Annotated in this window: 29 protein-coding genes; 1 reads left to right on the top strand and 28 read right to left on the bottom strand. The window is 38.9% G+C overall.

Annotated features, from left to right (window positions below; genetic code table 11):
* Window positions 1-2: 2 nt before the first annotated feature.
* From panC to TY13_RS15575, 8 genes are all read right to left on the bottom strand, one after another.
* Window positions 3-854, bottom strand: coding sequence for a pantoate--beta-alanine ligase (gene panC, locus TY13_RS15610; protein ID WP_042478023.1), 852 nt, complete (start codon window positions 852-854; stop codon window positions 3-5).
* The gene (gene panB, locus TY13_RS15605) at window positions 855-1,691 is read right to left on the bottom strand and encodes a 3-methyl-2-oxobutanoate hydroxymethyltransferase (RefSeq protein ID WP_042478021.1); all 837 of its coding nucleotides are present in this window, start codon (window positions 1,689-1,691) and stop codon (window positions 855-857) included.
* 483 nt (window positions 1,692-2,174) lie between these two features.
* A complete protein-coding gene (locus TY13_RS15600; RefSeq protein ID WP_042478018.1) occupies window positions 2,175-3,155 on the bottom strand; it encodes a biotin--[acetyl-CoA-carboxylase] ligase in 981 nt (326 codons plus the stop codon).
* On the bottom strand, window positions 3,136-4,290 hold the full coding sequence (locus TY13_RS15595; RefSeq protein ID WP_042478016.1) for a CCA tRNA nucleotidyltransferase: 1,155 nt from the start codon (window positions 4,288-4,290) through the stop codon (window positions 3,136-3,138). The genes TY13_RS15600 and TY13_RS15595 overlap by 20 nt, the downstream gene beginning before the upstream one ends.
* Entirely contained in the window at window positions 4,287-5,423 is a 1,137-nt protein-coding gene (gene bshA, locus TY13_RS15590) for an N-acetyl-alpha-D-glucosaminyl L-malate synthase BshA (RefSeq protein ID WP_042478014.1), read from the bottom strand. Before bshA ends, TY13_RS15595 begins: the two co-directional genes overlap by 4 nt.
* Window positions 5,424-5,448: 25 nt before the next feature.
* The gene (mgsA, locus tag TY13_RS15585) at window positions 5,449-5,853 is read right to left on the bottom strand and encodes a methylglyoxal synthase (RefSeq protein ID WP_042478012.1); all 405 of its coding nucleotides are present in this window, start codon (window positions 5,851-5,853) and stop codon (window positions 5,449-5,451) included.
* 17 nt (window positions 5,854-5,870) lie between these two features.
* Window positions 5,871-6,665 (bottom strand): 4-hydroxy-tetrahydrodipicolinate reductase, encoded by a 795-nt coding sequence (gene dapB / locus TY13_RS15580; protein WP_042478010.1) that lies wholly within the window; start codon window positions 6,663-6,665, stop codon window positions 5,871-5,873.
* A 2-nt stretch (window positions 6,666-6,667) separates the two neighbouring features.
* On the bottom strand, window positions 6,668-7,000 hold the full coding sequence (locus tag TY13_RS15575; protein WP_042478009.1) for a nucleotide pyrophosphohydrolase: 333 nt from the start codon (window positions 6,998-7,000) through the stop codon (window positions 6,668-6,670).
* A gap of 230 nt (window positions 7,001-7,230) precedes the next feature.
* On the opposite strand from TY13_RS15575, the gene TY13_RS15570 reads away from it, so the two are divergent.
* Window positions 7,231-8,097 (top strand): YitT family protein, encoded by an 867-nt coding sequence (locus TY13_RS15570; RefSeq protein WP_042478007.1) that lies wholly within the window; start codon window positions 7,231-7,233, stop codon window positions 8,095-8,097.
* Between the two features lie 37 nt (window positions 8,098-8,134).
* Here TY13_RS15570 and TY13_RS15565 read toward each other — a convergent pair whose 3' ends face one another.
* From TY13_RS15565 to ndk, 20 genes are all read right to left on the bottom strand, one after another.
* Window positions 8,135-8,815, bottom strand: coding sequence for a zinc metallopeptidase (locus tag TY13_RS15565; protein WP_042478006.1), 681 nt, complete (start codon window positions 8,813-8,815; stop codon window positions 8,135-8,137).
* Between the two features lie 55 nt (window positions 8,816-8,870).
* Window positions 8,871-9,470, bottom strand: coding sequence for a lipoprotein heptaprenylglyceryl N-acetyltransferase LhaT (gene lhaT, locus TY13_RS15560; protein ID WP_042478004.1), 600 nt, complete (start codon window positions 9,468-9,470; stop codon window positions 8,871-8,873).
* A gap of 81 nt (window positions 9,471-9,551) precedes the next feature.
* Window positions 9,552-10,349 carry a menaquinol-cytochrome c reductase cytochrome b/c subunit gene (locus tag TY13_RS15555; protein ID WP_042478001.1) on the bottom strand — a complete coding sequence of 266 codons (798 nt, stop codon included), beginning with the start codon at window positions 10,347-10,349 and terminating at the stop codon, window positions 9,552-9,554.
* 39 nt (window positions 10,350-10,388) lie between these two features.
* Window positions 10,389-11,063 carry a menaquinol-cytochrome c reductase cytochrome b subunit gene (gene qcrB / locus TY13_RS15550; RefSeq protein WP_042478000.1) on the bottom strand — a complete coding sequence of 225 codons (675 nt, stop codon included), beginning with the start codon at window positions 11,061-11,063 and terminating at the stop codon, window positions 10,389-10,391.
* 23 nt (window positions 11,064-11,086) lie between these two features.
* Complete coding sequence (locus TY13_RS15545; protein WP_042477998.1) at window positions 11,087-11,590, bottom strand: ubiquinol-cytochrome c reductase iron-sulfur subunit; 504 nt, start codon at window positions 11,588-11,590, stop codon at window positions 11,087-11,089.
* A gap of 382 nt (window positions 11,591-11,972) precedes the next feature.
* Window positions 11,973-12,422 (bottom strand): DUF2487 family protein, encoded by a 450-nt coding sequence (locus TY13_RS15540; protein ID WP_042477996.1) that lies wholly within the window; start codon window positions 12,420-12,422, stop codon window positions 11,973-11,975.
* A 99-nt stretch (window positions 12,423-12,521) separates the two neighbouring features.
* Window positions 12,522-13,073 carry a ReoY family proteolytic degradation factor gene (locus TY13_RS15535; protein ID WP_042477994.1) on the bottom strand — a complete coding sequence of 184 codons (552 nt, stop codon included), beginning with the start codon at window positions 13,071-13,073 and terminating at the stop codon, window positions 12,522-12,524.
* A 15-nt stretch (window positions 13,074-13,088) separates the two neighbouring features.
* Window positions 13,089-14,312 (bottom strand): tetratricopeptide repeat protein, encoded by a 1,224-nt coding sequence (locus TY13_RS15530; protein WP_081797031.1) that lies wholly within the window; start codon window positions 14,310-14,312, stop codon window positions 13,089-13,091.
* Between the two features lie 298 nt (window positions 14,313-14,610).
* On the bottom strand, window positions 14,611-15,897 hold the full coding sequence (gene aroA, locus TY13_RS15525; protein ID WP_042477991.1) for a 3-phosphoshikimate 1-carboxyvinyltransferase: 1,287 nt from the start codon (window positions 15,895-15,897) through the stop codon (window positions 14,611-14,613).
* Window positions 15,898-16,030: 133 nt separating this feature from the next.
* Window positions 16,031-16,237: a hypothetical protein gene (locus tag TY13_RS15520; protein ID WP_154661624.1), complete on the bottom strand. Its 207-nt coding sequence runs from the start codon at window positions 16,235-16,237 to the stop codon at window positions 16,031-16,033.
* Window positions 16,238-16,260: 23 nt separating this feature from the next.
* Window positions 16,261-17,358, bottom strand: coding sequence for a prephenate dehydrogenase (locus tag TY13_RS15515; protein WP_042477989.1), 1,098 nt, complete (start codon window positions 17,356-17,358; stop codon window positions 16,261-16,263).
* Entirely contained in the window at window positions 17,355-18,455 is a 1,101-nt protein-coding gene (hisC, locus tag TY13_RS15510) for a histidinol-phosphate transaminase (RefSeq protein ID WP_042478315.1), read from the bottom strand. Before hisC ends, TY13_RS15515 begins: the two co-directional genes overlap by 4 nt.
* A 20-nt stretch (window positions 18,456-18,475) precedes the next feature.
* Window positions 18,476-18,838 carry a chorismate mutase gene (gene aroH, locus TY13_RS15505; RefSeq protein ID WP_042477987.1) on the bottom strand — a complete coding sequence of 121 codons (363 nt, stop codon included), beginning with the start codon at window positions 18,836-18,838 and terminating at the stop codon, window positions 18,476-18,478.
* A complete protein-coding gene (gene aroB / locus TY13_RS15500) occupies window positions 18,835-19,923 on the bottom strand; it encodes a 3-dehydroquinate synthase (RefSeq protein WP_042477986.1) in 1,089 nt (362 codons plus the stop codon). Before aroB ends, aroH begins: the two co-directional genes overlap by 4 nt.
* A 1-nt stretch (window position 19,924) precedes the next feature.
* Window positions 19,925-21,106, bottom strand: coding sequence for a chorismate synthase (gene aroC, locus TY13_RS15495; protein ID WP_042477984.1), 1,182 nt, complete (start codon window positions 21,104-21,106; stop codon window positions 19,925-19,927).
* Window positions 21,107-21,363: 257 nt separating this feature from the next.
* Window positions 21,364-22,134, bottom strand: coding sequence for a CheR family methyltransferase (locus TY13_RS15490; protein WP_042477983.1), 771 nt, complete (start codon window positions 22,132-22,134; stop codon window positions 21,364-21,366).
* Window positions 22,135-22,237: 103 nt separating this feature from the next.
* Window positions 22,238-22,471, bottom strand: a complete 234-nt coding sequence (locus TY13_RS15485) for a hypothetical protein (protein WP_052344361.1) — start codon at window positions 22,469-22,471, stop codon at window positions 22,238-22,240.
* Between the two features lie 12 nt (window positions 22,472-22,483).
* Window positions 22,484-22,711, bottom strand: coding sequence for a hypothetical protein (locus TY13_RS15480; RefSeq protein ID WP_230199459.1), 228 nt, complete (start codon window positions 22,709-22,711; stop codon window positions 22,484-22,486).
* 11 nt (window positions 22,712-22,722) lie between these two features.
* Window positions 22,723-22,932 (bottom strand): hypothetical protein, encoded by a 210-nt coding sequence (locus TY13_RS15475; protein ID WP_042477981.1) that lies wholly within the window; start codon window positions 22,930-22,932, stop codon window positions 22,723-22,725.
* A gap of 154 nt (window positions 22,933-23,086) precedes the next feature.
* On the bottom strand, window positions 23,087-23,503 hold the full coding sequence (gene ndk / locus TY13_RS15470; RefSeq protein ID WP_042477979.1) for a nucleoside-diphosphate kinase: 417 nt from the start codon (window positions 23,501-23,503) through the stop codon (window positions 23,087-23,089).
* Window positions 23,504-23,527: the final 24 nt, after the last annotated feature.

The raw sequence follows: 23,527 nt of genomic DNA, 5'->3' as shown, positions 1-23,527 counted from the left end.
GTTTATTCCCCTTTTAGTGAAAAAATTAAGTTATCAATCAGTCTCGTCTTACCAACATAAACTGCAACTGCTAGTAAAAACTTTTCTGTTTGTGGTGTTACTACTGCTAGATCAGGGTAGCTTAAAAATTGTAAATAATCAATGCGACCTGCTGTATTTTCTGTAATATGCTTTTCTGCAAGCGCAATTGCTTCCTCAGCATTTTTCGTTTGTAAAAAATGCGCCTTCGCTAAATTGAGGGCAGCAAAAATCGCTGGGGCCTCAGCTCGCTCCTGTTCAGATAAATAAACATTGCGGCTTGATTTTGCCAGCCCATCTTCTTCACGGACGATTGGAATCGTTGTAATTTCTAATGGGAAATTAAAATCGCGCACCATCGTTTCAATAATCGCTACTTGCTGCGCATCCTTTTGCCCGAAATAAGCGCGTGTAGGCTCAGCTAAATGGAATAGCTTCGCCACAACTTGCACTACTCCATCAAAATGACCTGGACGACTAGCACCACATAAAATCGTCGATTGACGTCCTGCTACTAGCTTTATCCCCCCGTCTGATGGGTACATTTCCTCTACGCTTGGAGCAAAAATTAAATCAACACCTGCTGACTTAGCTAACTCTGTATCACGTGGTAAATCACGCGGATATGATTCAAAATCTTCATTCGGTCCAAATTGCGTTGGGTTGACGAATATACTCATAATGACAATATCATTTTCTGCCTTTGCTGTACGAGCTAGCGTCAAATGTCCATCATGTAAATAGCCCATTGTTGGTACTAAACCAATTGATTTTTGCTCTTTTTTAGCTTGATGAACATAGTGCTTTAGCTCCGCAATTGTTGTGACAACTTTCATTTATTTAACGCCTCCATAAAGCTGGTTAAGTTCTTCATCTTTCATTGTAAATTGATGTTCCTTAGCTGGGAATATTCCTTCTTTTACTTCACGCACGTAACTAGTAATGCCTTGCTCTACTTCATCACCTACATACGAGAATGCTTTAACAAATTTCGGGATATGGTGCTTGCCATATTGCACTAAATCATGGAAAACAAGCACTTGCCCATCTGCTTCTACCCCTGCACCAATACCGATTGTTGGGATGATTAAAGCTTGTGAAATCGCCTCTGTTAGCTGATGTGGAATACATTCTAGTACAACTGCGGCAGCGCCCGCTGCCTCACAAGCTTTGGCATCTGCAATTAATTGCTGCGCTTGCTCCGCTGTTTTGCCTTGTACTTTGTAGCCACCAAGCACACCTGCTGATTGTGGTAATAAGCCTAAATGTGCTACGACAGGGATGCCCGCTTCTGTTAGCTTTTTAATTACAGGAATAACGTCACCTGCGCCTTCAAGCTTTAATGCATTGGCATTAGTTTCTTGCATCATGCGCACGGCTGTTTTTAACGTGTCATTGATATCACCATGGTAAGAGCCAAAGGGCATATCAACTACGACAAATGTGTTTGGTGCACCTCGTCGCACTGCTTTGCTGTGATGAATCATATCATCAACTGTCACGCGCATCGTTGATTCATAACCTAGCACGACCATCCCTAAAGAATCACCGACTAAAATCATGTCCACTGCTGCATCCTCTGAAAATTTAGCATTCGGATAATCGTAAGCTGTAATCATCACGATTTTTTCACCTTGCTGCTTCATTTTCAAAAAATCACTTGTTGTTTTCATATGAATCCTCCTTCTTGTGTGAGAAGAAAACATAAAAAAACCCTTCTATCCAAAAATGGACAGAAGGGTTGCGTTGTACATTAAAAGTTGTGCACGCTTCCGTTTTCTTCCGTCCCTGTCAAATTAGATCAAGGCAGACTGTTCTCATTCTTTTGCATTGCTGGTACAGTTCTATACAGATACTGTCCTCAAGCATACTATAACAAGTTTTAACGAAAACGTACAGTACAACGTTTTGATATTTTTTGGGGTTATTTGTGATTTTCGTGATTTATCTGCGAATTTCACTGAGTTATCTACGGTTTTCACCATTTATCTGCGAATTTCACTGAGTTATCTGCGGTTTTCACCATTTATCTGCGAATTTCACTGAGTTATCTGCGGTTTTCACCATTTACCTGCGAATTTCACTGAGTTATCTGCGGTTTTCACCATTTATCTGCGAATTACAAAGAATTGTGTGGAAACTATCTGTGCCTAACACTACTTTACTTCTATATCAGCCGAGTATACGCTTTTTATTTCGCCATTTGCTGTGCGAATTTCTAGTACGCCTGCTTCTGTGATGCCGATTGCTTGACCTTCAATTACTTCACGCAATGTCGTTGCACGCACATGTTTGCCGATAGTACCTGAGGCTGCTTCCCATAGTGTTTTTATTGGGGCAAAGCCTTCTTTGACATAAATATCATTAAAATGCTCTAAATGACCGAGGAATTTTGCTACAAATACAGCTCGATCGATTTTTTGTCCTTCTTCAATTGCCATCGAAGTTGCAATGCTATGTAACTCCTCTGGAAAATCCTCTTGCTGCTGATTGACGTTAATGCCTGTTCCGACTAGCAATGCTTGTATACGATCAGCCTCTGCAACCATTTCCGTTAAAATACCTGCACATTTTTTACCGTTAATTAAAATATCGTTTGGCCATTTAATCGATGGCTTGAAGTTCTGACATACATCACTTATTGCATGAACAAGTGCTACGGCTGTCACAAGTGTAAATTGTGGTGCTTGATGTGGTAGAACATTGGGGCGAATAATTGTCGTCATCCAAACGCCATGTCCTTCAGCTGAATCCCATGGACGCTGCATACGACCACGCCCTGCTGTTTGCTTCTCAGCAATGATTACAGTGCCGTCTGCTGCGCCGTTACGAATAAATTCATGTGCCAAAATTTGTGTTGAATCTACCTCATCATAATGATGAATTTTGTGACCGTAGCGTGCTGTCGTCAAATGGGCAGCAATTTGCATCTCATCAAGCTTATTTGATTTAGCAAGTAACTTGTAGCCCTTTTTCTTCACTACTTCAAATGTATAACCATCCTGTTGGAGAGCTTGCATATGCTTCCAAATGGCCGTTCTTGATACAAGCAGCTCATCCGCTAATTGTTGCCCACTAATCGGCTCACCATCTGCCGCTAAAAAGCGTTGCAATATTTTATCCTTTATAGATGTCATGAAACCATTCCTTTAATTGCTCTTTATCGTTTTCTACTTGCTTTGTTAGTACAGCTAATAATGCGGCAGCTAATGCCTCTTTTAGCCATGGTCCGCCCTTTTTTTGCGCCCATTCTATTACGTCACTACCGCTAATTGCAAGCTGCTGTGTAGTAGCTATTGGCAATTCTGCTTTTCTTGTTTCAATTTCATCTCTTGAGAAAGCAATTGCCTGTTCTCGCCATCTCGCGATATCATACGCTGTATAAAGCACATCGATATCATAATGGAAGTAATCCAGCACTTGCCAGCCTTCTTGCAGCTTGCCATGGGCCTCTGCCACTTGCTTGGCAAATATTTTTTCTTTATTTGAGCATTTATAATTGGAGAAAAAAGATTCTTGCTCATTTAAAACGTAAAAATACGCCCAGCCTACAAGTGGATTTGTTGTTTGGAATTTCTCCCAATCAGCCGCTGTAAATGAGCCTTGTAAAAAATGACTTAATGTCGTTTGTTCTAGCATGGCAATGCCTTGTGCTGGGAAACGGCTTATCCAAACTTTATTAAATTCAGCATGAATGCGCTCCTTCGCAACATATTGAATTTGCTCGGCTAAAGATTTAATTGCGGATAATGTAGTAGCCTCAATTGTAAAGCCTAGCTGCGCACTAAAGCGAATTGCTCGTATCATGCGTAACGCATCCTCTTGGAAACGCTTTTCGGCATGCCCTACAGCACGAATCACTTTTTTGTTAATATCCTCTTGCCCATTATATAAATCAATAATCGCGCCACTTCGCGTCATTGCCATTGCATTCATCGTAAAATCACGCCGCGCTAGGTCTTCATCTAAAGAGCGAACAAATGTAACTGCATCTGGTCTACGGTGATCTGTATAGAGTCCATCTGTACGGTAAGTTGTGACCTCTATTGGCTCACCCTCATCTAAAACTAATACAGTTCCATGCTCAATACCAACATCAATCGTCTCGCTAAAAATGGCTTTAATTTCTGATGGTAAAGCACTTGTCGCAATATCGACATCATGATTTGGCTGTCCAATTATAAAATCACGAACCGCCCCTCCGACAAAAACGGCTTCAAAGCCTGCTTGCTCGATTTTCTCAATAACACGCTTTGCCGCTTCCCACATCATGATTCCATCCCTAACAAGCGTTCATATAAGCTTTCATAATGCTCAATAATTTTGTTAGACTGGAATTTAATTTGTGCTGTTTGAATAGCGGCATCTCGGAATTGTTGAAGCTTAGCGTCATCTTGTAATAATGAAAGTGCATAAGCTGCTACTGCATCCGTATCATGTGGTGCGACAAGATAGCCGTTTTTACCATGCTCAATTACTTCTGGTATACCGCCAATTGTCGTGCCGATACCAGGGACACCACATGCCATTGCTTCTAATAAAACTAAGCCAAACGATTCCTTTTCCGATAATAGTAGCTTAAGATCACTAATCGCATATAGCTCTGCAATATTTTCCTGCTTTCCTAAAAATAAAATATCCTCGCTATATGGTGAGCATTTCACTTGCTCCATGACGCGATGTTTTTCAGGCCCATCTCCCACAAGGATTAGCTTTGCCTCTATTTGCACACGCACTTTCATAAATGCTTCAATTACATCTGGCAAATTTTTGATTTTTCTGAAGTTTGAAACGTGAATAAGCACTTTTTCATGTGGCTTAATGCCAAACTGTTCTTTTAAGTATTCCGCATTCATTGGTTTAAAAATATTTTCATCGACAAAATTATATACCGTTTCAATTGGCTTTGTCGTATCGATTAGCTCATATGTTTGTTCCTTTAGTGCATTGGAAACAGCTGTCACAATATCCGATTGTTCAATGCCATATTTAATTGCTTGTGTCAGACCCGAATCCTGTCCTAAAACCGTAATATCTGTTCCATGTAATGTGGTAATAATACGTACATCTTTTTTCGACATCGCTTTTGCTAGTACAGCACATACAGCATGTGGAACTGCATAGTGTACATGTAAAATATCTAACCCTTCATTCTGTATTACATCCGCCATCTTACTTGCTAGTGCTATATCATACGGTGAATATTGAAAAACAGAATAATTATTTACTTCAACTTCGTGGAAAAAAATATTCGGGTAAATTTTATTTAAACGAAAAGGTACGCTTGATGTAATAAAATGAATTTCATGGCCACGCTCCGCAAGCATTTTACCAAGTTCTGTCGCTATTACACCAGAACCTCCAACCGTTGGATAACACGTAATACCAATTTTTAGTTTTTTCATTGTACCCCTCCATTATCTATCTAAACTATTGTCTACGTTCTGCGATTAAACGCCAATCTACTAGCCCTTCCTGCAAGCCCTTTAATAAAATTTCAGCTGTTCCCATATTCGTGGCAAGTGGGATATGGTATACATCACATAAGCGAACGAGTGCTGTTACATCTGGTTCATGTGGTTGTGCTGTCAATGGGTCACGGAAGAAAAACACCATATCCATATCGTTGTTCGCTATCATTGCACCAATTTGCTGATCACCACCGAGAGGACCTGAACGGAAGCATTTAATTGCTAATCCTGTTGCTTCTTGAATACGTGCTCCCGTTGTACCTGTAGCATATAAATCATGCTGTGCCAATATATCACTATATGCAACCGCAAACTGAACTAAATCATCTTTTTTTCTGTCATGTGCAATTAATGCTATTTTCATTTTTTGGTCAGTCCATTCTAAAGAATATTTTCAAGCCCATATACAAGGTGCTCAATACCTACTACTGTTTCAACACAAAACACAACGCCATTCATAAATGATTCACGGTTTAATGAATCATGGCGAATCGTCAGAAGCTGCCCTTCTCCACCGAATAAAACTTGTTGATGTGCTACAAGCCCTGGTAAACGTACAGAGTGGATGCGCATTCCATCAAAATCTCCACCGCGTGCACCTGCAATCGTCTCGTGCTCATCTGGATGGCCCTGCACTTTCGCTCGACGTACTTCAGCAATCATTTGTGCCGTTTTTACACCCGTACCACTTGGAGCATCCAGCTTTTTGTCATGATGCATTTCGATAATTTCAACATCATCGAAATATTTTGCTGCCTCCTTTGCAAACTTCATCATTAATACTGCTCCTAAGGCAAAGTTCGGCGCGATAATACAGCCCACTTTTTGTTCCTGTGCAAGCTGTGTTAGCTCCTCTAATTGCTCATCTGTAAAGCCTGTGGTACCTATAACAGGGCGTACTTTATGTAATAATGCTTGTTTCGTATGCTCATATACTGACTGTGGATTCGTTAAATCAATTAATACATCTGGCTTCGTTTGTGCTACAAGCTCCTCAAAGCTAGTGAAAATCGGTACTTTATAGTCGTTAGGAAATTGCTCTAGCTCTCCTAGAGTTGAGCCAACTTCCTTGTAATCAAGCGCTGCTACTAACTCTAGGCTTTCGCGCTTCATTACTGTGTGTACAGCCTCTATTCCCATTTTCCCACGTGCACCTGCAATCGCTACTTTAATCATGCTTATTCGTCCTTTCTTGTCCATCGATCTTTATCGCGTGTTTCAAATTTGTGAAGAACGCGTAAAAGTGCTTCATCAAGTTTTATTCCTTGTGCATTTGCAAAGCATACGAGAACGAAAAAGAAGTCCCCTAGCTCTTCTTCAATGCTTCCTAAATCCTCTGTCGCTTTCTTCTTTTTCTGTCCATAAACATCTTGCACTTCACGTGATAATTCACCTAACTCTTCCGTTAATCGTGCTAATAGCTCAAAAGGAGGAAAATAGCCTTCCTTGAATTGCCCGATATAATCATCAACACGCTGTTGTAATTGCTGCATAGTTATTTCTGTTGTCATCATATCACTCCCTACTCTTTAATTTATAGATTTCACTTCGTATTGTCAAAACATCAAAAATGAAACATAATAAAAGGTATGCAAACAAGCTGTCTGAAAGGTTTTTGTAGGCAGCTTGCTTGCGCCAATGTTAGCGCTTTCCGCAGAGCCTAGCAACTTATTCATTAGTGATTAGCAAACAAATATTAAGGCTAACTACTGAAAAATTATATATGCAACGGGGGAACACAATGAAAGGCATCAAGATTCGAAACATCATCGGGATTATGTTAGGAACCGCCATTTTCAGCTTTGGTTTTGTTCATTTTAATATGCAAAACCAATTAGGAGAAGGTGGCTTTAGCGGTATTACACTTATTTTATATTTTATGTTAAATTGGGACCCTGCTTTATTAAACTTGCTATTAAATATTCCTATGTTTATTATAGGCTGGCGTTTACTTGGGAAAAAGTCTTTAGTTTATACTTTGGTTGGTACTGTATCTGTTTCGTTGTTTTTAAAGATTTTCCAAATATACGAATTCCAAATGAACTTACAAGATGATTTACTTCTTGTTTCACTTTTCGCTGGGGTGTTTGTCGGATTAGGATTAGGTATCGTCTTCCGTTTTGGTGGAACAACAGGCGGTGTCGATATTGTAGCAAGGCTTATCAATAAATATATGGGCTGGTCAATGGGGAAAACGATGTTCGCCTTCGATGCGGTTGTTATTTTATTATCTTGGCTAACGTTTTTAGATGCTCATTCCATGATGTATACGCTTGTTGCCGTTTATGTTGGGGGACGTGTCATTGATTTTGTGCAGGATGGGGCATATTCTGCCAAGGGAGCTATTATTATTTCACCTCATTCTAATGATATTGCCGCTATTATTGCAGAAAAAATGGAGCGTGGTGTCACATTTTTTGAAGGGCATGGTTATTTTACGAAGGAGCATAAAGATGTTATTTATTGCGTTGTCGGGCGCAATGAAATTGTTCGTTTAAAATCCATTATTCACGAAGTTGATCCACATGCGTTCGTATCCATTTTAGATGTACTCGATGTTGCTGGTGAAGGCTTTACATTAGATGATAAAAAGCAACCGATTCATTAAAAAAGATGTAGGTGCGTAAAGCACCTACATCTTTTTATTAGTCATCTGAACGCATGCCTGTATAAATTAATACTAAACGTAGTAACTCTAATACAGCTACTGCCGCGGCTGCTACATATGTCATCGCTGCTGCATTTAATACTTTTTTCGCAGAGCGTTCTTCATTATTTCCAATAATGCCAAGCCCAACAACCTCATTCATTGCCCGCTTTGATGCATCAAACTCCACTGGTAAAGTAACAATTTGGAATAATACTCCAGCTGCTAATAATGTAATACCTAATAATAATAAACCTGATTGCTGTGCAAAAATACCAATCATAACAAATATCCAAGAAGCATTTGAAGAAATGTTTGCTACTGGCACTAGTTTCGCACGCATTGTTAAAAATGAGTAAGCCTCTTTATGCTGAATCGCATGACCTACTTCATGTGCTGCAACAGCAGTACCAGCAATTGATGTATTGTAGTAATTATCCTCTGATAGTGCTACTGTTTTTGTTGCTGGGTTGTAGTGATCTGATAAAACGCCTTGTGTTGGAACTACTCGCACATCTGTTAAACCATGATGATCTAAAATTAAACGTGCCACTTGAGCACCAGTCATTCCTTTAGCTGCAGGTACTTGAGCAAATTTTTTGTAAGTGCTTTTAACTTTCATTTGTGCATAGATTGGTAAAATTAACACAATCGCAAAATAAATTATATACATTGCCATATTTTTTGTTCTCTTCCCCTCTATCCTTATTTCCATATACTATTTTAAATAGTTTTTACAATTGATGCAAATAATCGCGCCTTTGATATGTGAAGTAAGCGATTGTAATACAAATAATTGATAACCAGAACGTGAAATAACCAATTTCATTCGCAAATTGATCTAAAATACCGTAATAAGGCATCTGACCAAATACATAATCTATGATATCATTGTGCAATGTCCAAATTGCCGCCACTGCAATATGCCAAAATTCAAAGCGATATTTTGGTAAATAAAGAACAGCTTGGACAGCCATCATAAAATGTGAAAATACGAGCATCCAACCAGCAGAACCAATATAGCCTGTTTCAATTAATGTTAATAAATTCATAACGACTGCCCATAGACCATATTTTATTAATGTTATAAGCGCTAACACTTCCATCAATTTGAAATTTTTTCCTAATAGCCAACCGATAATTGCAAAACAGAAAAATAAGCTAGCAGTAGGGCTGTCAGGCACAAAAATATAAAAGATTGGATCAGTAGTTGATAGCTGATAGCCATACCAATAATAACCATAAATTGTCCCAGCTATATTAATAATAAGCAACAAAATTAAAAATGCTTTATTTGTCAGTATGTGCCAACATTGAATAAATAACTGCTGCATAAAAAGCTCCTTTCATCGATTGATAAGTATGTATTTAGTTTAACTAAAAAAGAGAGTCAGGATACTGACTCTCTTTTGGAATTATTTCTCTTCTTTTAAGCTTGCGATAAACTCTGCTAATTGGTCAAGTTCTTCGTCTGTACCATCAAATGCGCCAGCTGGCATACCGCCACGACCATTGATTACGATTTCTTTTACTTCTTCAGCAGTTAATTCATTACCTAAAAGCATTGGTGCACCAGTACCACCAGTTAAGTCACCACCGTGACAACCAATACAAGATGCTTGTGATTGGAAAATCTCATAACCTGGAGAGCTTTCATCAATCTCTACATTAGGTAATAATCCTAAATCTTTATCTGTAATAACACCTTGAGCTTTTGCAGCTTCCCAGTCATGGTTTGCTACAGACTCCCATGTTAAATAAATCATTGACGCAACAGCTAATAACATAAATGCTGTTGGTAATGGACGTTTAGATGGACGACGCTCTGGCGTTGTATCTAAGAATGGTACAAGCGCTAAAGCACCGAATGCTAAACCTGGGATAATGATAGCTCCAATCACATTGTATGGACCTGAAGCATAAGTGTATTTTAATAATTGGTACATGAATAAGAAGTACCAGTCCGGTAACGGAATATAAGAAGCATTAGTTGGATCTGCCGGTCCTTCAAGTGGTGAAGGGTGAGCGACAGTTAATAATAGGTAACCAATTAAGAATACAGCCCCTACCATCCATTCTTTTAATAAGAAATCAGGCCAAAAAGCTTCTGTCTTCCCTGGATACTCGGAATAATCTTTAGGCTTGTTCGGCATACGGTTATTCGATTTAATACGCGAATCACCAACGAACTTCATACCTTTTCCGCGTTGCATAGTGTCCCCTCCTTAAAAAATCATCAAAACATTGTTAAATCAAAGTGGTCCTGAAATACCTTGACGACGAATCATGATAAAGTGTGCTGCAAGTAAAGCAAATAATACAGCAGGTAAGAAGAATACATGAATCGCGAAGAAACGAGTTAACGTTGCTGCACCTAGAATTTCAGCATCACCTGCTAATAAAACCTTAATCATTTCACCAATAAATGGTACAGATGCTGCGATTTCAATACCTACTTTTGTTGCAAACAATGCTTTCATGTCCCAAGGAAGTAAATATCCTGTGAAACCTAACCCAAGCATTACACCAAAAATACCTACACCAACAATCCAGTTCAATTCACGAGGCTTTTTATAAGAACCTGTGAAGAATACACGAAGCGTATGTAAGAACATCATTACGATAACTAATGAAGCTCCCCAATGGTGCATACCACGAACGATTTCACCAAACGCTACTTCGTTTTGTAAATAATAAACTGATTTCCAAGCATTTTCTACGTCTGGTACATAATACATTGTTAAGAACATACCAGATAAAACTTGAATTACTGTAATGAAGAATGTTAATCCACCAAAACAGTAAACAAATGCTGAAAAGTGATGGGCAGGGTTTACGTGCTCTGGCACTTCGTGGTCGGCAATATCACGCCAAATAGGTGTAATATCTAAGCGCTCATCGACCCAATCATAAATTTTGTTTAGCACTGATATCGTACCCCCTAACTAAATTAACTGAAAGTATTCGGGATTTTCTTCCCGATCATTAAGAAACCATCTTTTTCTGCCACTTCATATTGGTCTAATGGGCCAAGAGGTGGTGTACCTGCTACGTTTTGACCGTTCTTCTCATAACGACCAAGGTGACATGGACAGAAGAACTGCTCTGGGTGTTCTGAATCACCAGCCCAGTTTACTGTACAACCTAAGTGTTTACATACAGGCGAAAGTGCGACAATTTGATCACCGCTCTTATATACCCAAGCCGCCTCTGTTACATCTGATTTATACCAAGCATCCACTTGTTCAAATGTAAAGTTAACACTAACAGGCTCTTCTGTAATATCAGCCACTTTTTGACTTGTTAAAATAAAGTCGCCTTCTGCTTTTGTTTGTAATACCGGATCAATAGCAAAACGTACCATCGGCAATACCATTCCCGCCGCCATAAATCCACCAACACCAGTTAAAGTGTAGTTTAAAAATTGACGTCGCGTTACTCGATTATTACTCACTCTTTTCCCCCCTCTAACTAAAAGGTCAATACTTTTACAAATAGTAATACTAGGACATATCTATGATATATCAATAAAATAAGTTGGTCAATACAGCATTCGGTCGTTTTCGACAGTTTGTGAACATTTCATGAAGCAAATCAATTACACCTCAAATAACTATCATCCTGATTTTTTCCTACTGAGCGGAAGAGAAAGTTAACTTAAAAAACATCTTATCCTTTGATGGCAGTTAAATATACATCTTCGTGCACCCTTCAAAATATTTTAGAGGCTTTCATAATCATTTAATCGTTGCGCCTATGTGGTGCTTTTAGGCTGAGATGCTCTATATTAGAAGATTCCTGTATTCACACCATAAATAACTACTGAAGCAAATTAATTACTGTTTCGTCCACTCAGCTGTTAAGTTTGGAATCACCTGTTTTAGCTGATCCTCTAGAATTTTTTGCTTCATACTAGCATCCATCGATTCTAAAGGAATAGCTGGTAGCCAAATGATATTGTAGTCAGTTTGCATGCTTGTCCAATGATGGTCACAGGTAACAAAGAAAATATGTTTAAAGCCTGCATTTTCAAGCGATTCTTTCCAAACAGCAAGATCAACCTGTTGTGGCATCTGCTGTAAATAAGTGATTGGTGGGATAAGCATTAATCTTCCTCTAAATTGCTGCTCAATAAATGATGTTAAAGACATTAAAAATTCCGCCTGTGAACTACTATGTCTTATTTTTTCCTGTTCTAAACCTATATTTAATACCGGTACAACTACTGTATCAATAAATTGCTTTTGTGCTTGAAATTGTTCTACATCCTTCACATTGAAAAACACTTTACTTCCTCCTATAATCCAAACTTAAGGCGGTCGTATTGACATGCCACCCTCTTTGGCGCAAATAATATGTCTGCACGTATGCAGACATATTATTCATTACTTCTGTACATGCTGCAGTGCTTGTAATAAGCTTGATAATTCAAAAAAGCGATTCTTATCTCCTTGGTCAAGCGCCTCGTCAATTTCCTTTAAGAGCTTTTCCTCTTGAAAGGCACGCATACTATCTTTTAATAATTGCTCTGCTAAAATGCGGTCTTTTTCGCTAATATGCAAATACTTCGGCATATAAGGATTTTCCTCTAACACGGCTAAATATACTTGGTGAGGCGGAATATTTGGAAAGTTGATTTGAATATACATCACCTCTTCTGGATTTAACCGTAAGTCATGAAATGATTTTTCTGCATCTGCCGTCATAATATTGCCTTTATAAAAGCGAAACGGTACGCCGTTACTTTCAACAGAGGACATTACAATCGCGCGTGGGCAGTAATGTGCTTCTTCTACAAAGCATACATTTTCTAACAATTTTTCATCACTCAATAAGTAATTTAAAATCCACACACATTCCCTGCGCTTCAATTGATAATTTTTTAAAAACCATCTCACAAATATCTTTTTATCTGCAATTGGGACGGATGATGCCATGCTGCAATGCCCCCTTTACTCAAAGCTATCGTATAAATCTATCCATTGTTGCTCTGTAGGCTGTAATGTCATTAATTTCATCACAACTTCTTTCGCTTCATCACGTTTTCCATCTTCAATTAGAAAATAACTATACGCTTCTAAAAACGCTTCATCATCCTTAAAATCATTATATGCTTTCTTATAAATAACGTATGCTTTTTCAAACTGTTCATCCTGATTGTAAGCTTCCGCTACATATGGAGCTAAAGCTGTCCAATCAAATTGTTCCTTTTCTAGTTGCTCATATAAATCGATAATGGCTTCATATTGCTCTTCTTTACTATAAATCGACATCAGCACTAAAATTGCTTCCATATATTCAGGGTCTAATGCAATCGCCTGCTGTAAATGTTCAATTGCTTCATTCGGTAAATGGTTTTTCAAGGCGATTTTACCTGCAAATAAAAACAGTGCCTTGTCATATTCATCGCGCGCTAGCCCTTCTTGAATCGCTTTATAAGCGCGTTTATTATCCTCTAACATAGCATAACTCTCTGCTAACAATAAATACGCAGAAAAATAATCTGGATCAAGCTCTTTTAAATCTTCAAGCTGCTTCGTTGCAAGCTCATATTTTTCGGTTTGGAACGCGGCATATGCTGAGCCAAATAACATATCTGGTGAAACCTCATCCTCAAGCGCCTCCATGTAATAATCAAGCGCTCTTTCATAGCCTGCACCCGCACGGTATACTTCGGCCAAACGTGCTGCTAACGAAACACCCGCAAACACTTTATCTGTCGTATATAACTCTTCATAAATACGTGCTGCCTCAGTAAAACGACCTGTTTCAAACAATAGTTCTGCCTTTGCAAATTGTAACAATGGCTCACTAGGAAGCAGCGATACAGCTTCATTAATGCGTTTTTCAGCAACTTCAAATAAACCTTGCATCTGATAATAATCGGCTAAAGCGAGCAAGGCTTGCGGATATTCTGCTGCTTCTGTGTCGACAGATAAAAGCAACTCAAGCGCCTCATCTTCCTCGCCAATTTCCATCATCACATTTGCACGATCAATTGTTAGCTGCGCTTCTTCTGGAAATAAAAATTGCAAATGCGATAACGCTTTGTTTGCCTGCTGTAAATAACCATACTGCATAAACAGCTCAGCCATTTCGTATTGCTCATTCGGCTCAGCATTCATTAGAAACGGCTCTAGCAGCTGGTCAATTTTCTGCAAATCCCCATCTTGCATTGCTTGTTGTAATTGATTAATGTTTGCCACAGTACTTCACCTTTTCTTTCTTAAGTCATTCCCTATGCTACATGACAAGTAGCCATCTAACAAGAAAAAATGCTTACATAGTAGAAAGAATGTTTCAGGTAAATGAAAAAACTTTTTTAGTAGTATTTCCATACTTTGTAGTTTCTAATATGTTGGTATATTTTTCAAAAAAACAAGAACGATGAGAAAATAAGCTACTCCTTTAAGTGTAAAAGGCTGTAGGAAAATGTAGGAGTTAGCCTACTTTCTCTACAGCCTCTTTTTATTTTTAGCGCAGTGTATCTATATGCTCGAAAAATGTTGGGTACGACACCGCAATACAATCAGCATCATCTAACGTTACTTCGCCTTCTGTAATAAGTGATGCGATTGCTGCCATCATGCCGATACGATGGTCTCCGTAAGATTGTAAAGCTGCACCATGCAAGGTAGTTGGGCCATGGATAATCATGCCATCATCCGTCGCTTCAATATTGGCACCAAGCTTTTTTAGCTCTGTTACAACGGCGGTAATTCGATCAGTTTCTTTTACTTTTAGCTCCTCAGCATCTTTAATAACTGTTGAACCGTGCGCTTGTGTCGCAAGCAAGGCAATTATCGGAATTTCATCAATTAAACGAGGAATCAGCTCACCTTCAACAGTGATGCCTTTAAGTATTGAGCTTTCAATAGTCACTTCTGCTGTCGGCTCAGCCGCCAATTCATCTTCTACTTTTATTGACATATTTGCACCCATTTCTGCTAACACACTAATTATGCCATCACGCGTTGGGTTGATTCCGACATTTTGTAGTACAATACGGCTATCTTTAGCAATCGCTCCTGCTACAAGGAAGAAGGCAGCAGAAGAAATATCACCAGGCACTTTTACATGTGTTGCAGTAAGCTTTTGACCGCCTGCAAAGGAGACAACTCCATCCTCCACATCAACTTGTGCGCCAAATTGACGTAGCATGCGCTCTGTATGATCACGTGATACTTCGCTTTCACGCACAATTGTCGTGCCTTGTGCGCTTAAGCCGGCTAACAATATAGCTGATTTTACTTGCGCGCTCGCAACAGGCATCGTGTAATCAATCGCTGTCAGCTCTTTGCCTTGAATCGCAACAGGTGTATATTGCCCGTTTTCACGTCCCGTAATATGTGCTCCCATTAAACGTAGCGGATCTGCTACACGACGCATCGGACGTTTTGCAATAGAGGCGTCACCTGTCATAACTGTATGAAGCTTTGTCCCCGCAAGTAAACCAAGCATTAAACGCGTTGTCGTACCTGAGTTACCTGTATAAAGTACTTCAGTTGGCTCCTGCCATGCATCAATACCCTCGCTTGTAATTGTTACATTTGTACCCTCTACTTCAATTTGCACACCAAGCTTTCGGAAGCAATCAATCGTGCTTAAGCAATCTTCTCCTAATAAAAAGCCTTCTACTGTTGTTGTTCCTTGTGCAATCGCACCAAACATCACTGAACGGTGCGATACTGATTTATCGCCAGGTACAGTAATTGTTCCTTGCAAGCTCGGCTTTTTATAATGTAATTTTGTAGCTTCCATCTAGGACCCTCCTAAGTATTTTAATTTAGCCTAATTAAAATGTCGTTCTGTCAACTATTGCAATATTTCATGAACATAGGGAAATGGTATACAATGATTACTGAAATTTGTTACATAATTATCTAAGAGCTGTTCAGCCTTTATATTTTCTAGAGCAAACCCAATCCTCATACATTTTATCTTTCCAAATATGTCCTCGATTATCCAATGTAATAAAACGCTCTATGTATTTCTGCTTCAGGATATGTTCTAGAGCTTGAAGGTAGCGCTCATATTGTGCATCAACGAAATGCAATAATAAAGCACCACCCGCCAGCGTCAAACAAGTCGGCAACTGCACGGCTTGTTTGACGCCCCCTTTGCTTAAGAGATAAATGTTTCAAAATTCGCATGACGTGCGATACACTTCACTGCACGCTCACGGTCCTCTTCGTTTTGGAAGCTAATCACTAAAATACCAAATATATCTTCACGAGCCTCCACAATACGAATGTTTGTAATGCTAATACTATCTTCTGCGAGATAGCCAGTTATTTCAGAAATAACCCCTGGATAGTCAGGCACATCGACATACAAATCAAATGACGTGTAAAAGGCTCCTGCTGAAATCGGTAGCTCATCCCGTACTTCCTTTGCCATTGCGAAATATTGCTCAATTAGTGAAATGTCGCCTTCTTCTAATAAGTTTTTAACAGCATCCATTTCTTTCAGCCATTGCTCAAGCTGTCCAATAAGCTCCTCGCGATTTTGCACAGTAATATCGCGCCATAGTAATGGGTTGCTTGAAGCAATGCGTGTAATATCTCGGAAACCTCCTGCCGCAATGGAGCTTGTCATTGGGAACTGCGCATTTTCCTGATATAGTTGATGTACTAGAGAAGCTGCTACAATATGTGGGAAATGGCTAACAACAGCGGTCATATGGTCATGCTCCTTCGCATCCACTCGCACTAATTTGCCATGTGTATATTTTAACATTGCCTCTAATTTTTCTATGTTTGCCTCTTGCTCATTCGCTAATGGCGTTAACATATAATAAGCATTTTCAAATAAATGTGGCTTTGCTGCTGTAATACCGCTTTTATGTGAACCTGCCATTGGATGTCCACCGATAAATGTAATCCCTTTAGCCTGTAGTAGCTGTGCTTTATCCATAATCAAGCTTTTGGTACTTCCTGTGTCCGTCACAATCACATTGTCTTTCAGTGTCCACGCTTGCATCTTGTCCATCCAATCAAGCGTCGCATTAACTGGTGTGCCGAAAATAATAAGGTCTGCCTTCTCAGCCGCTTGCTGTACGTCATCTACAACTTCATGTACTACTTGCAGCGTTTTAGCCATTGCTCGAGTTTGAATAAATGCATCATAACCAAACACCTTCACTTGTGGAGCTTTTTGCATAGCAAGGGCGACCGAACCACCAATCAGCCCCAGCCCAATAACTAATACATTTTTCGTCACACTAACACACCTTGTTCCTGTAGCACTTCTTCAAGTAGTGCTAAAAATTTGCTATTTTGTTTCTCTGTACCGATTGTAACTCGAATATAGCCTGGTGCTCCAAGTGCTGCACCACTTCTGATAATAAAGCCGCGCTTCATCATTTCTTGGAATACTACATTGCTATCCATTTTCACTTCAAATAAAATGAAATTCGTTTGTGATGGATAGAAATTCAAATTATGGCGCTGACAAAATTCTACATATTGTGCCTTTCCTTTTTCATTCGCTGCACGACAATTTTCAATAAATGCTTGATCCTGTAAAGCAAGCGCTGCTACTTCTTGACTTATCACAGTATTGTTAAATGGACCTCGCACTGCATCCAGCTTTGCAATAATATCCTCCTGTGCAATACCATATCCAACACGGAATGCCGCCAAGCCATATGCTTTAGAAAATGTACGTAATAAAATAAGATTATTATATTGACGATAGTATGGTAGCGTATTTTTATGAGCAGGGTCATGAACATACTCGATATATGCCTCATCTAGCACAACAAGCACATGTGATGGTACTTGCGCTAAAAATTGCTGTAATTCATCATCCGTAACAACCGTTCCAGTTGGATTGTTTGGGCTACAAATCCATATAACAGAAGTCTGCTCATCGATTTGCGAAAGCATCGCAGCTAAGTCATGGCGCCCGTCAACTGTCGGAACTTTACGCACCTCTGCCCCTTCAACATCTGCATTATGCCAGTATTGAGAAAACGATGGATCAGCCATGACAGTGTTGACACCAGGATATAAAAGTGCACGTGTAATAATCGCGATTAAATCATCCGAGCCATTACCGAAAATAAGCTCAGTTTCTTTCACACCCAAATGATTTGCAACAGCTGTACGTAAATTTTGTGCGTAGCCATCTGGATAAATCGCATAATTAATTTCACTCGCCTTTAAAAATTCAGCCACTTTTGGCGAGCTTCCAAATGGATTTTCATTAGATGCTAATTTTACTACTTCCTCTAACCCGTATTCTCTCTTTACTTCATCGATTGGCTTTCCTGGTTGATATGGTTTCATATCATAAATTTGTTGTTTCCACTTCATCATCGCTTTCATTCTCCTCTCTAACGTACTAAATCTGGGCGCAGGCTAACCGCATCATTTAAATAAATATGCTGAACATCCTTTTGTGCAACCGTTGTATTCACAAGCATTAGCACACGAATACATAGCGGCAAAGCACCTGCCACATCCATTTCATGCATACACATAATCGGTACATATTGCCAACCTTCTAATGTACGCACCGCTTTTGCAGGAAATGCTGATGTAATATCTGTTGTTGTTGAAACCGTTACAGAGGCGATATGCTCAATATCAATATTATTTGCTTTTACCATTTCTTGCACTAATTGCGCAGTCGCTTCCCACACCAGCTCTTGCTGGTCTACTTCAATCGTTGTTGCTCCTCTTACTCCCCGAATCATGAAACTACCTCCGCTATTAAATTTCTCAGCTCATTATCTACCTCTTGGCAGACTGTTAACTCTACTTTTTGCATGAATGGCTCACCAATTGTTTTTAACAATACAAATTGCAACTCACCATACTCAGCCTTTTTATCTTTTAGTAAATATGTTGTTAACTCATCAAATGAATAATCTTTTACAGTTGCAAATGGGTAACCATTCGCCACAGCAAAATGTAAAAATCGCTTCGTAAAATTACGTGTTATTTTCCCGTAACGTTCACTTAGCAACAAGCAGTACACTAAGCCGATCATCACCGCTTCTCCATGTGCTAGTCGACCATAACCAGCGGCTGCTTCAATGGCATGCCCATACGTATGACCTAAGTTTAAATATTTACGAACAGATTGCTCTGTTTCATCTTGCTCTACAATATTTGCTTTAACACGAATACCAGAAGCCAAGTATTGCGCTAGTAATTGTTCAGGAAGGTGAACTAAATCACCTTCCAGCATTTCCTCTAGCCACTGTGCATCTGAAATCATTGCATGCTTTACTACTTCAGCCATGCCTGATAGCACTTCACGTTCTGGTAAGCTTGAAAGAAGCATTGTATCATATAAAACTGCCTGTGGCTGATAAAATGCACCAATCATATTTTTTCCTAGCTTATGATTGATTGCTGTTTTGCCACCGACAGCCGAATCATGTGCTAAAATCGTTGTTGGTACTTGGATAAATGGAATACCTCGCATATAGGTTGCGGCAACAAAGCCTGCTAAATCTCCAACAGCTCCACCACCAAATGCAATAATTAACGATTTTCTTGTGGATCTTTGCTCAAGTAAAAATGTTTGCACAGCCTCATAGTTTTCAAAGCTTTTACAGCTTTCACCTGCTGGCATAATATATGTTTTAAATGAAAATGATGCATTGTCTGTAAAATACTTCTCCTGTGCCTGCCAAACATGCTTATCTGTTAAAACAATTATTTGATCAGCTTTATCAAATAATTGCTCATATTTAGCAAATGCTTCTGCTAAAATACGGTGACCAATGATAACTTCATACGTATGCGATGCTGTTTTGACAGAAATATTCATATTAAAACTCCTTTGTGTAGCGTCTCATTTCATCTAGCTGCGCCTTTAATTGTGGCAACTGGTCACTATGAAATTGTTCAACAATAACCTTGGCAATTTCCCAGGCAATAACATGCTCTGCAACAACTGATGCAGCTGGTACTGCACAGCTATCTGAGCGCTCTACACTCGCTTTAAATGGCTCTTTTGTCTCAATATCAACACTTTGCAATGGTTTATATAAAGTTGGAATTGGTTTCATAACTCCACGTACAACGATTGGCATGCCTGTTGACATACCGCCTTCTAAACCGCCTAAACGATTCGTTACGCGTGTATAGCCGTTTTCCTCATCCCAAATAATTTCGTCATGTACTTGCGAGCCTGGTAATCGTGCTGCCTCAAAGCCAATACCAAATTCCACACCTTTAAACGCATTGATTGAAAGCATTGCAGCTGCTAATTTGCTATCTAGCTTACGGTCATAATGTACATATGAGCCTATACCTGCTGGTAAGCCCTCTACAATAACCTCTACAACACCACCAATTGAATCACCAGCTTTTTTCGTTGCATCGATTACTTCAACCATTTTTGCTGATGCTACTGGATCGACGCAATAGCATGCATCCTCTTCAATAATTGCACGAATTTCATTAGCTGTTTTTCCTTCAAGTAAAGAAGCATCAGCTTTAATACCTGCAATTTCTGTAACATGCGCAACAATTGAAATACCTAGCTCCTTTAATAATGCTTTTGCTACAGAACCTGCTGCTACACGCACAGTTGTTTCACGTGCACTCGAGCGCTCTAAAACATTGCGTAAATCACGGTGTCCATATTTCATCCCACCGACTAAATCTGCATGACCTGGACGAGGTCTAGAAATTTGGCGTTTAATTTCATCTGGATCCACGTCTTCTGACAACGGCTCTGCTCCCATAATTTTCGTCCAATGCTTCCAATCATCATTTGTTACTACTAATGCAACGGGTGAACCAAGCGTTTTCCCATGACGTACACCTGCTACGATTTCGACTGTATCTGTTTCGATTTGCATACGACGACCACGACCATGCCCACCTTGACGACGCTTTAAATCATGATTTATATGCTCGGCTGTTAATGGCAACAATGATGGTAACCCTTCAATAATAGTTGTTAATTGTGGTCCGTGTGACTCTCCTGCTGTTAAGTAACGCATAAAACACTTTCTCCCTTCAACTCGCTAAAGTATATGTATTTTTCACTATAACATATTTTCAGTAAAATAACAGTACGAATTCCGAAGTAAGCCTTTTCATTGAAAATTCGGAATGTTTTTTTGACATAAGTACTTCATTTTTCAAGTAATGATACAAAAATACGCTTTTCGTTTAATGCACGAAAAGCGTTTGGTTTATCAATTAATTGTTTACGCTAGTACATTGTACATTCAAAATATGTACCCTCGCTTGATTATTATTTTTTACGATAGAAAAATGTATCCTCTACCTCAAAATCATAACGAGCTGGATTAAAAATTTGCTCGGTTGAACCAACAAATAAAATACCGCCTGGACGCAACGCTTTACTAAAGTTCGCATAGATTTCATCCTTCGCTTCCTCAGTGAAATAAATCATCACATTACGACAAACAATCAAATCAAAATTTGATTCATACTGATCTTTAAGTAAATTATGCTTCTTAAACGTTACAGTACGTTTAATCTCATCCTTTACTTTATAAAATTGTCCTTCTTTTTCAAAATATTTTGCTTGTACATCTTTTGGTACTTCTGCTAACGAGCGCTCTGGGTATAAGCCCAATTTCGCTTTTTGTATAACATTTTCATCTAAATCCGTAGCCAAAATGCCGATTTGGGATAATGGAATATGATGTGATAATACCATTGCTAAGCTATAAGGCTCTTCTCCTGTAGAACAGGCTGCACTCCAAATCTTTGGGCGCTTATTGCTTTGTAGTAGCATCGGAAAAATTTTATTTTGCAATACTTCCCAACGTTTGCCGTTGCGGTAAAATTCAGAAACATTTATCGTCATGCGATCTAAAAACTCATTCATTAAATCGCGATCCTTTTCTAACGCTCCTAAAAAATCTACAAAATTACGAAATCCCTTTTTCTCATATAAAGATGTTAAACGCCGTTTCATTTGCGCTTCTTTATATAGCGCTAAATCAATACCAGTTTTTCGTTTAATACCTTCAATAAATTGCTCATAATCCGCCATAGCTCCATCGCCCCCCAACAAACCTTTGTGCTCTTTATTATAACTGAATTTTTATGCAACTGAAATATAAATTGCGAAATCTATTTAGACACACAGCAAATTATTAATTTTTGTCTTCCATTTCTAACAATGCTTGCTTTTCGTAGTTTAACTCTAAACGTAGTTTTTCGGTTTCTCGTTCAAATGTAGCTAAACGTAATTTCTCTAATTCAATTTCTTTGTCTGCTAAGTCCAATTGCATTCGTAACTTAGAGCGATTATGAGTTGTTATAATCGCCGTTAGTGGTATGCCCGTGCCAAAAATAATAGCAGTCAATGCAATAATCATACCTATCATATCTATTCTCCCCTATCGCTTCATATCTAATAAGACTTGTTTTTCTTGCTCTAACTCCAATCGTAAACGTTCTGTTTCGAATGTGTAATTTTCCATTTTTAATTTCTCAAGCTCTGTTTCCTTTTCTATCATTTTGATTTGTAGCTTCATTGCTGCTCGCTTATGCGCTGTAACAATGGCTACTAAGGGGATAGATACAAGCAATCCTAGGCTGCCCAAAACAATCATCAATTCTTGCATTTTGTTCCTCCTTACTCATTTTCACGTTTCATTTCCAACAAGGCTTGCTTCTCATGCTGTAATTCCAATTTTAACTTTTCTGTCTCTTTTTCAAATGCTTTTAAACGTAGCTTTTCTAGCTCAATTTCCTTGTCTATTCTTTTTAAATCGAGCCTTTTATTTTTTACAAACGTATCTGTTATTATTGCAGTTATAACAATTGCTACAATTGCAATCCACATAGCCCCTCATCCTTCCTAACTAGTATACTACTTGATTATACGTTATTTCTCACTAAACGTTTCACTTTTGTGTAAGTTAATTAGGAAAAATATATGAAAAAAGGACTGCGGAAGAAGCAATTTTGCTTTCCCACAGCCCTTTTTTACAATTTAATTATACTAACTCGCCTTCGAACCAAAGTGCGATTTCGCGCTCTGCAGAAGCTAATGAATCAGAACCGTGAATTACGTTGTGTGATACTGTTACAGCGTAGTCACCACGGATTGTACCTGGTTGAGATTCAGATGGTTTTGTAGCACCAATCATAATACGAGCTAAAGATATTACAGACTCGCCTTCCCATACCATTGCGAAAACTGGTCCAGAAGTGATGAAGTCTACTAATTCGCCGAAGAATGGGCGTTCTGAATGTTCTGCATAGTGCTTCTCAGCTAAGTCACGAGATACGTTCATTAATTTAGCGCCTTTCATTTCGAAGCCGCGACGTTCTAAACGGTCGATGATATCGCCAATTACTTGACGCTCAACGCCATCAGGTTTAACCATTAAAAAAGTTCTTTCGATTGCCATCATAAAACACTCCTTAATCTTGAG

Origin of the sequence: Bacillus ndiopicus, assembly GCF_000612805.1 — a bacterium.
GTDB classification, from domain to species: Bacteria; Bacillota; Bacilli; order Bacillales_A; family Planococcaceae; genus Metasolibacillus; species Metasolibacillus ndiopicus.
This window is presented reverse-complemented; position numbering and strand designations above follow the sequence as displayed.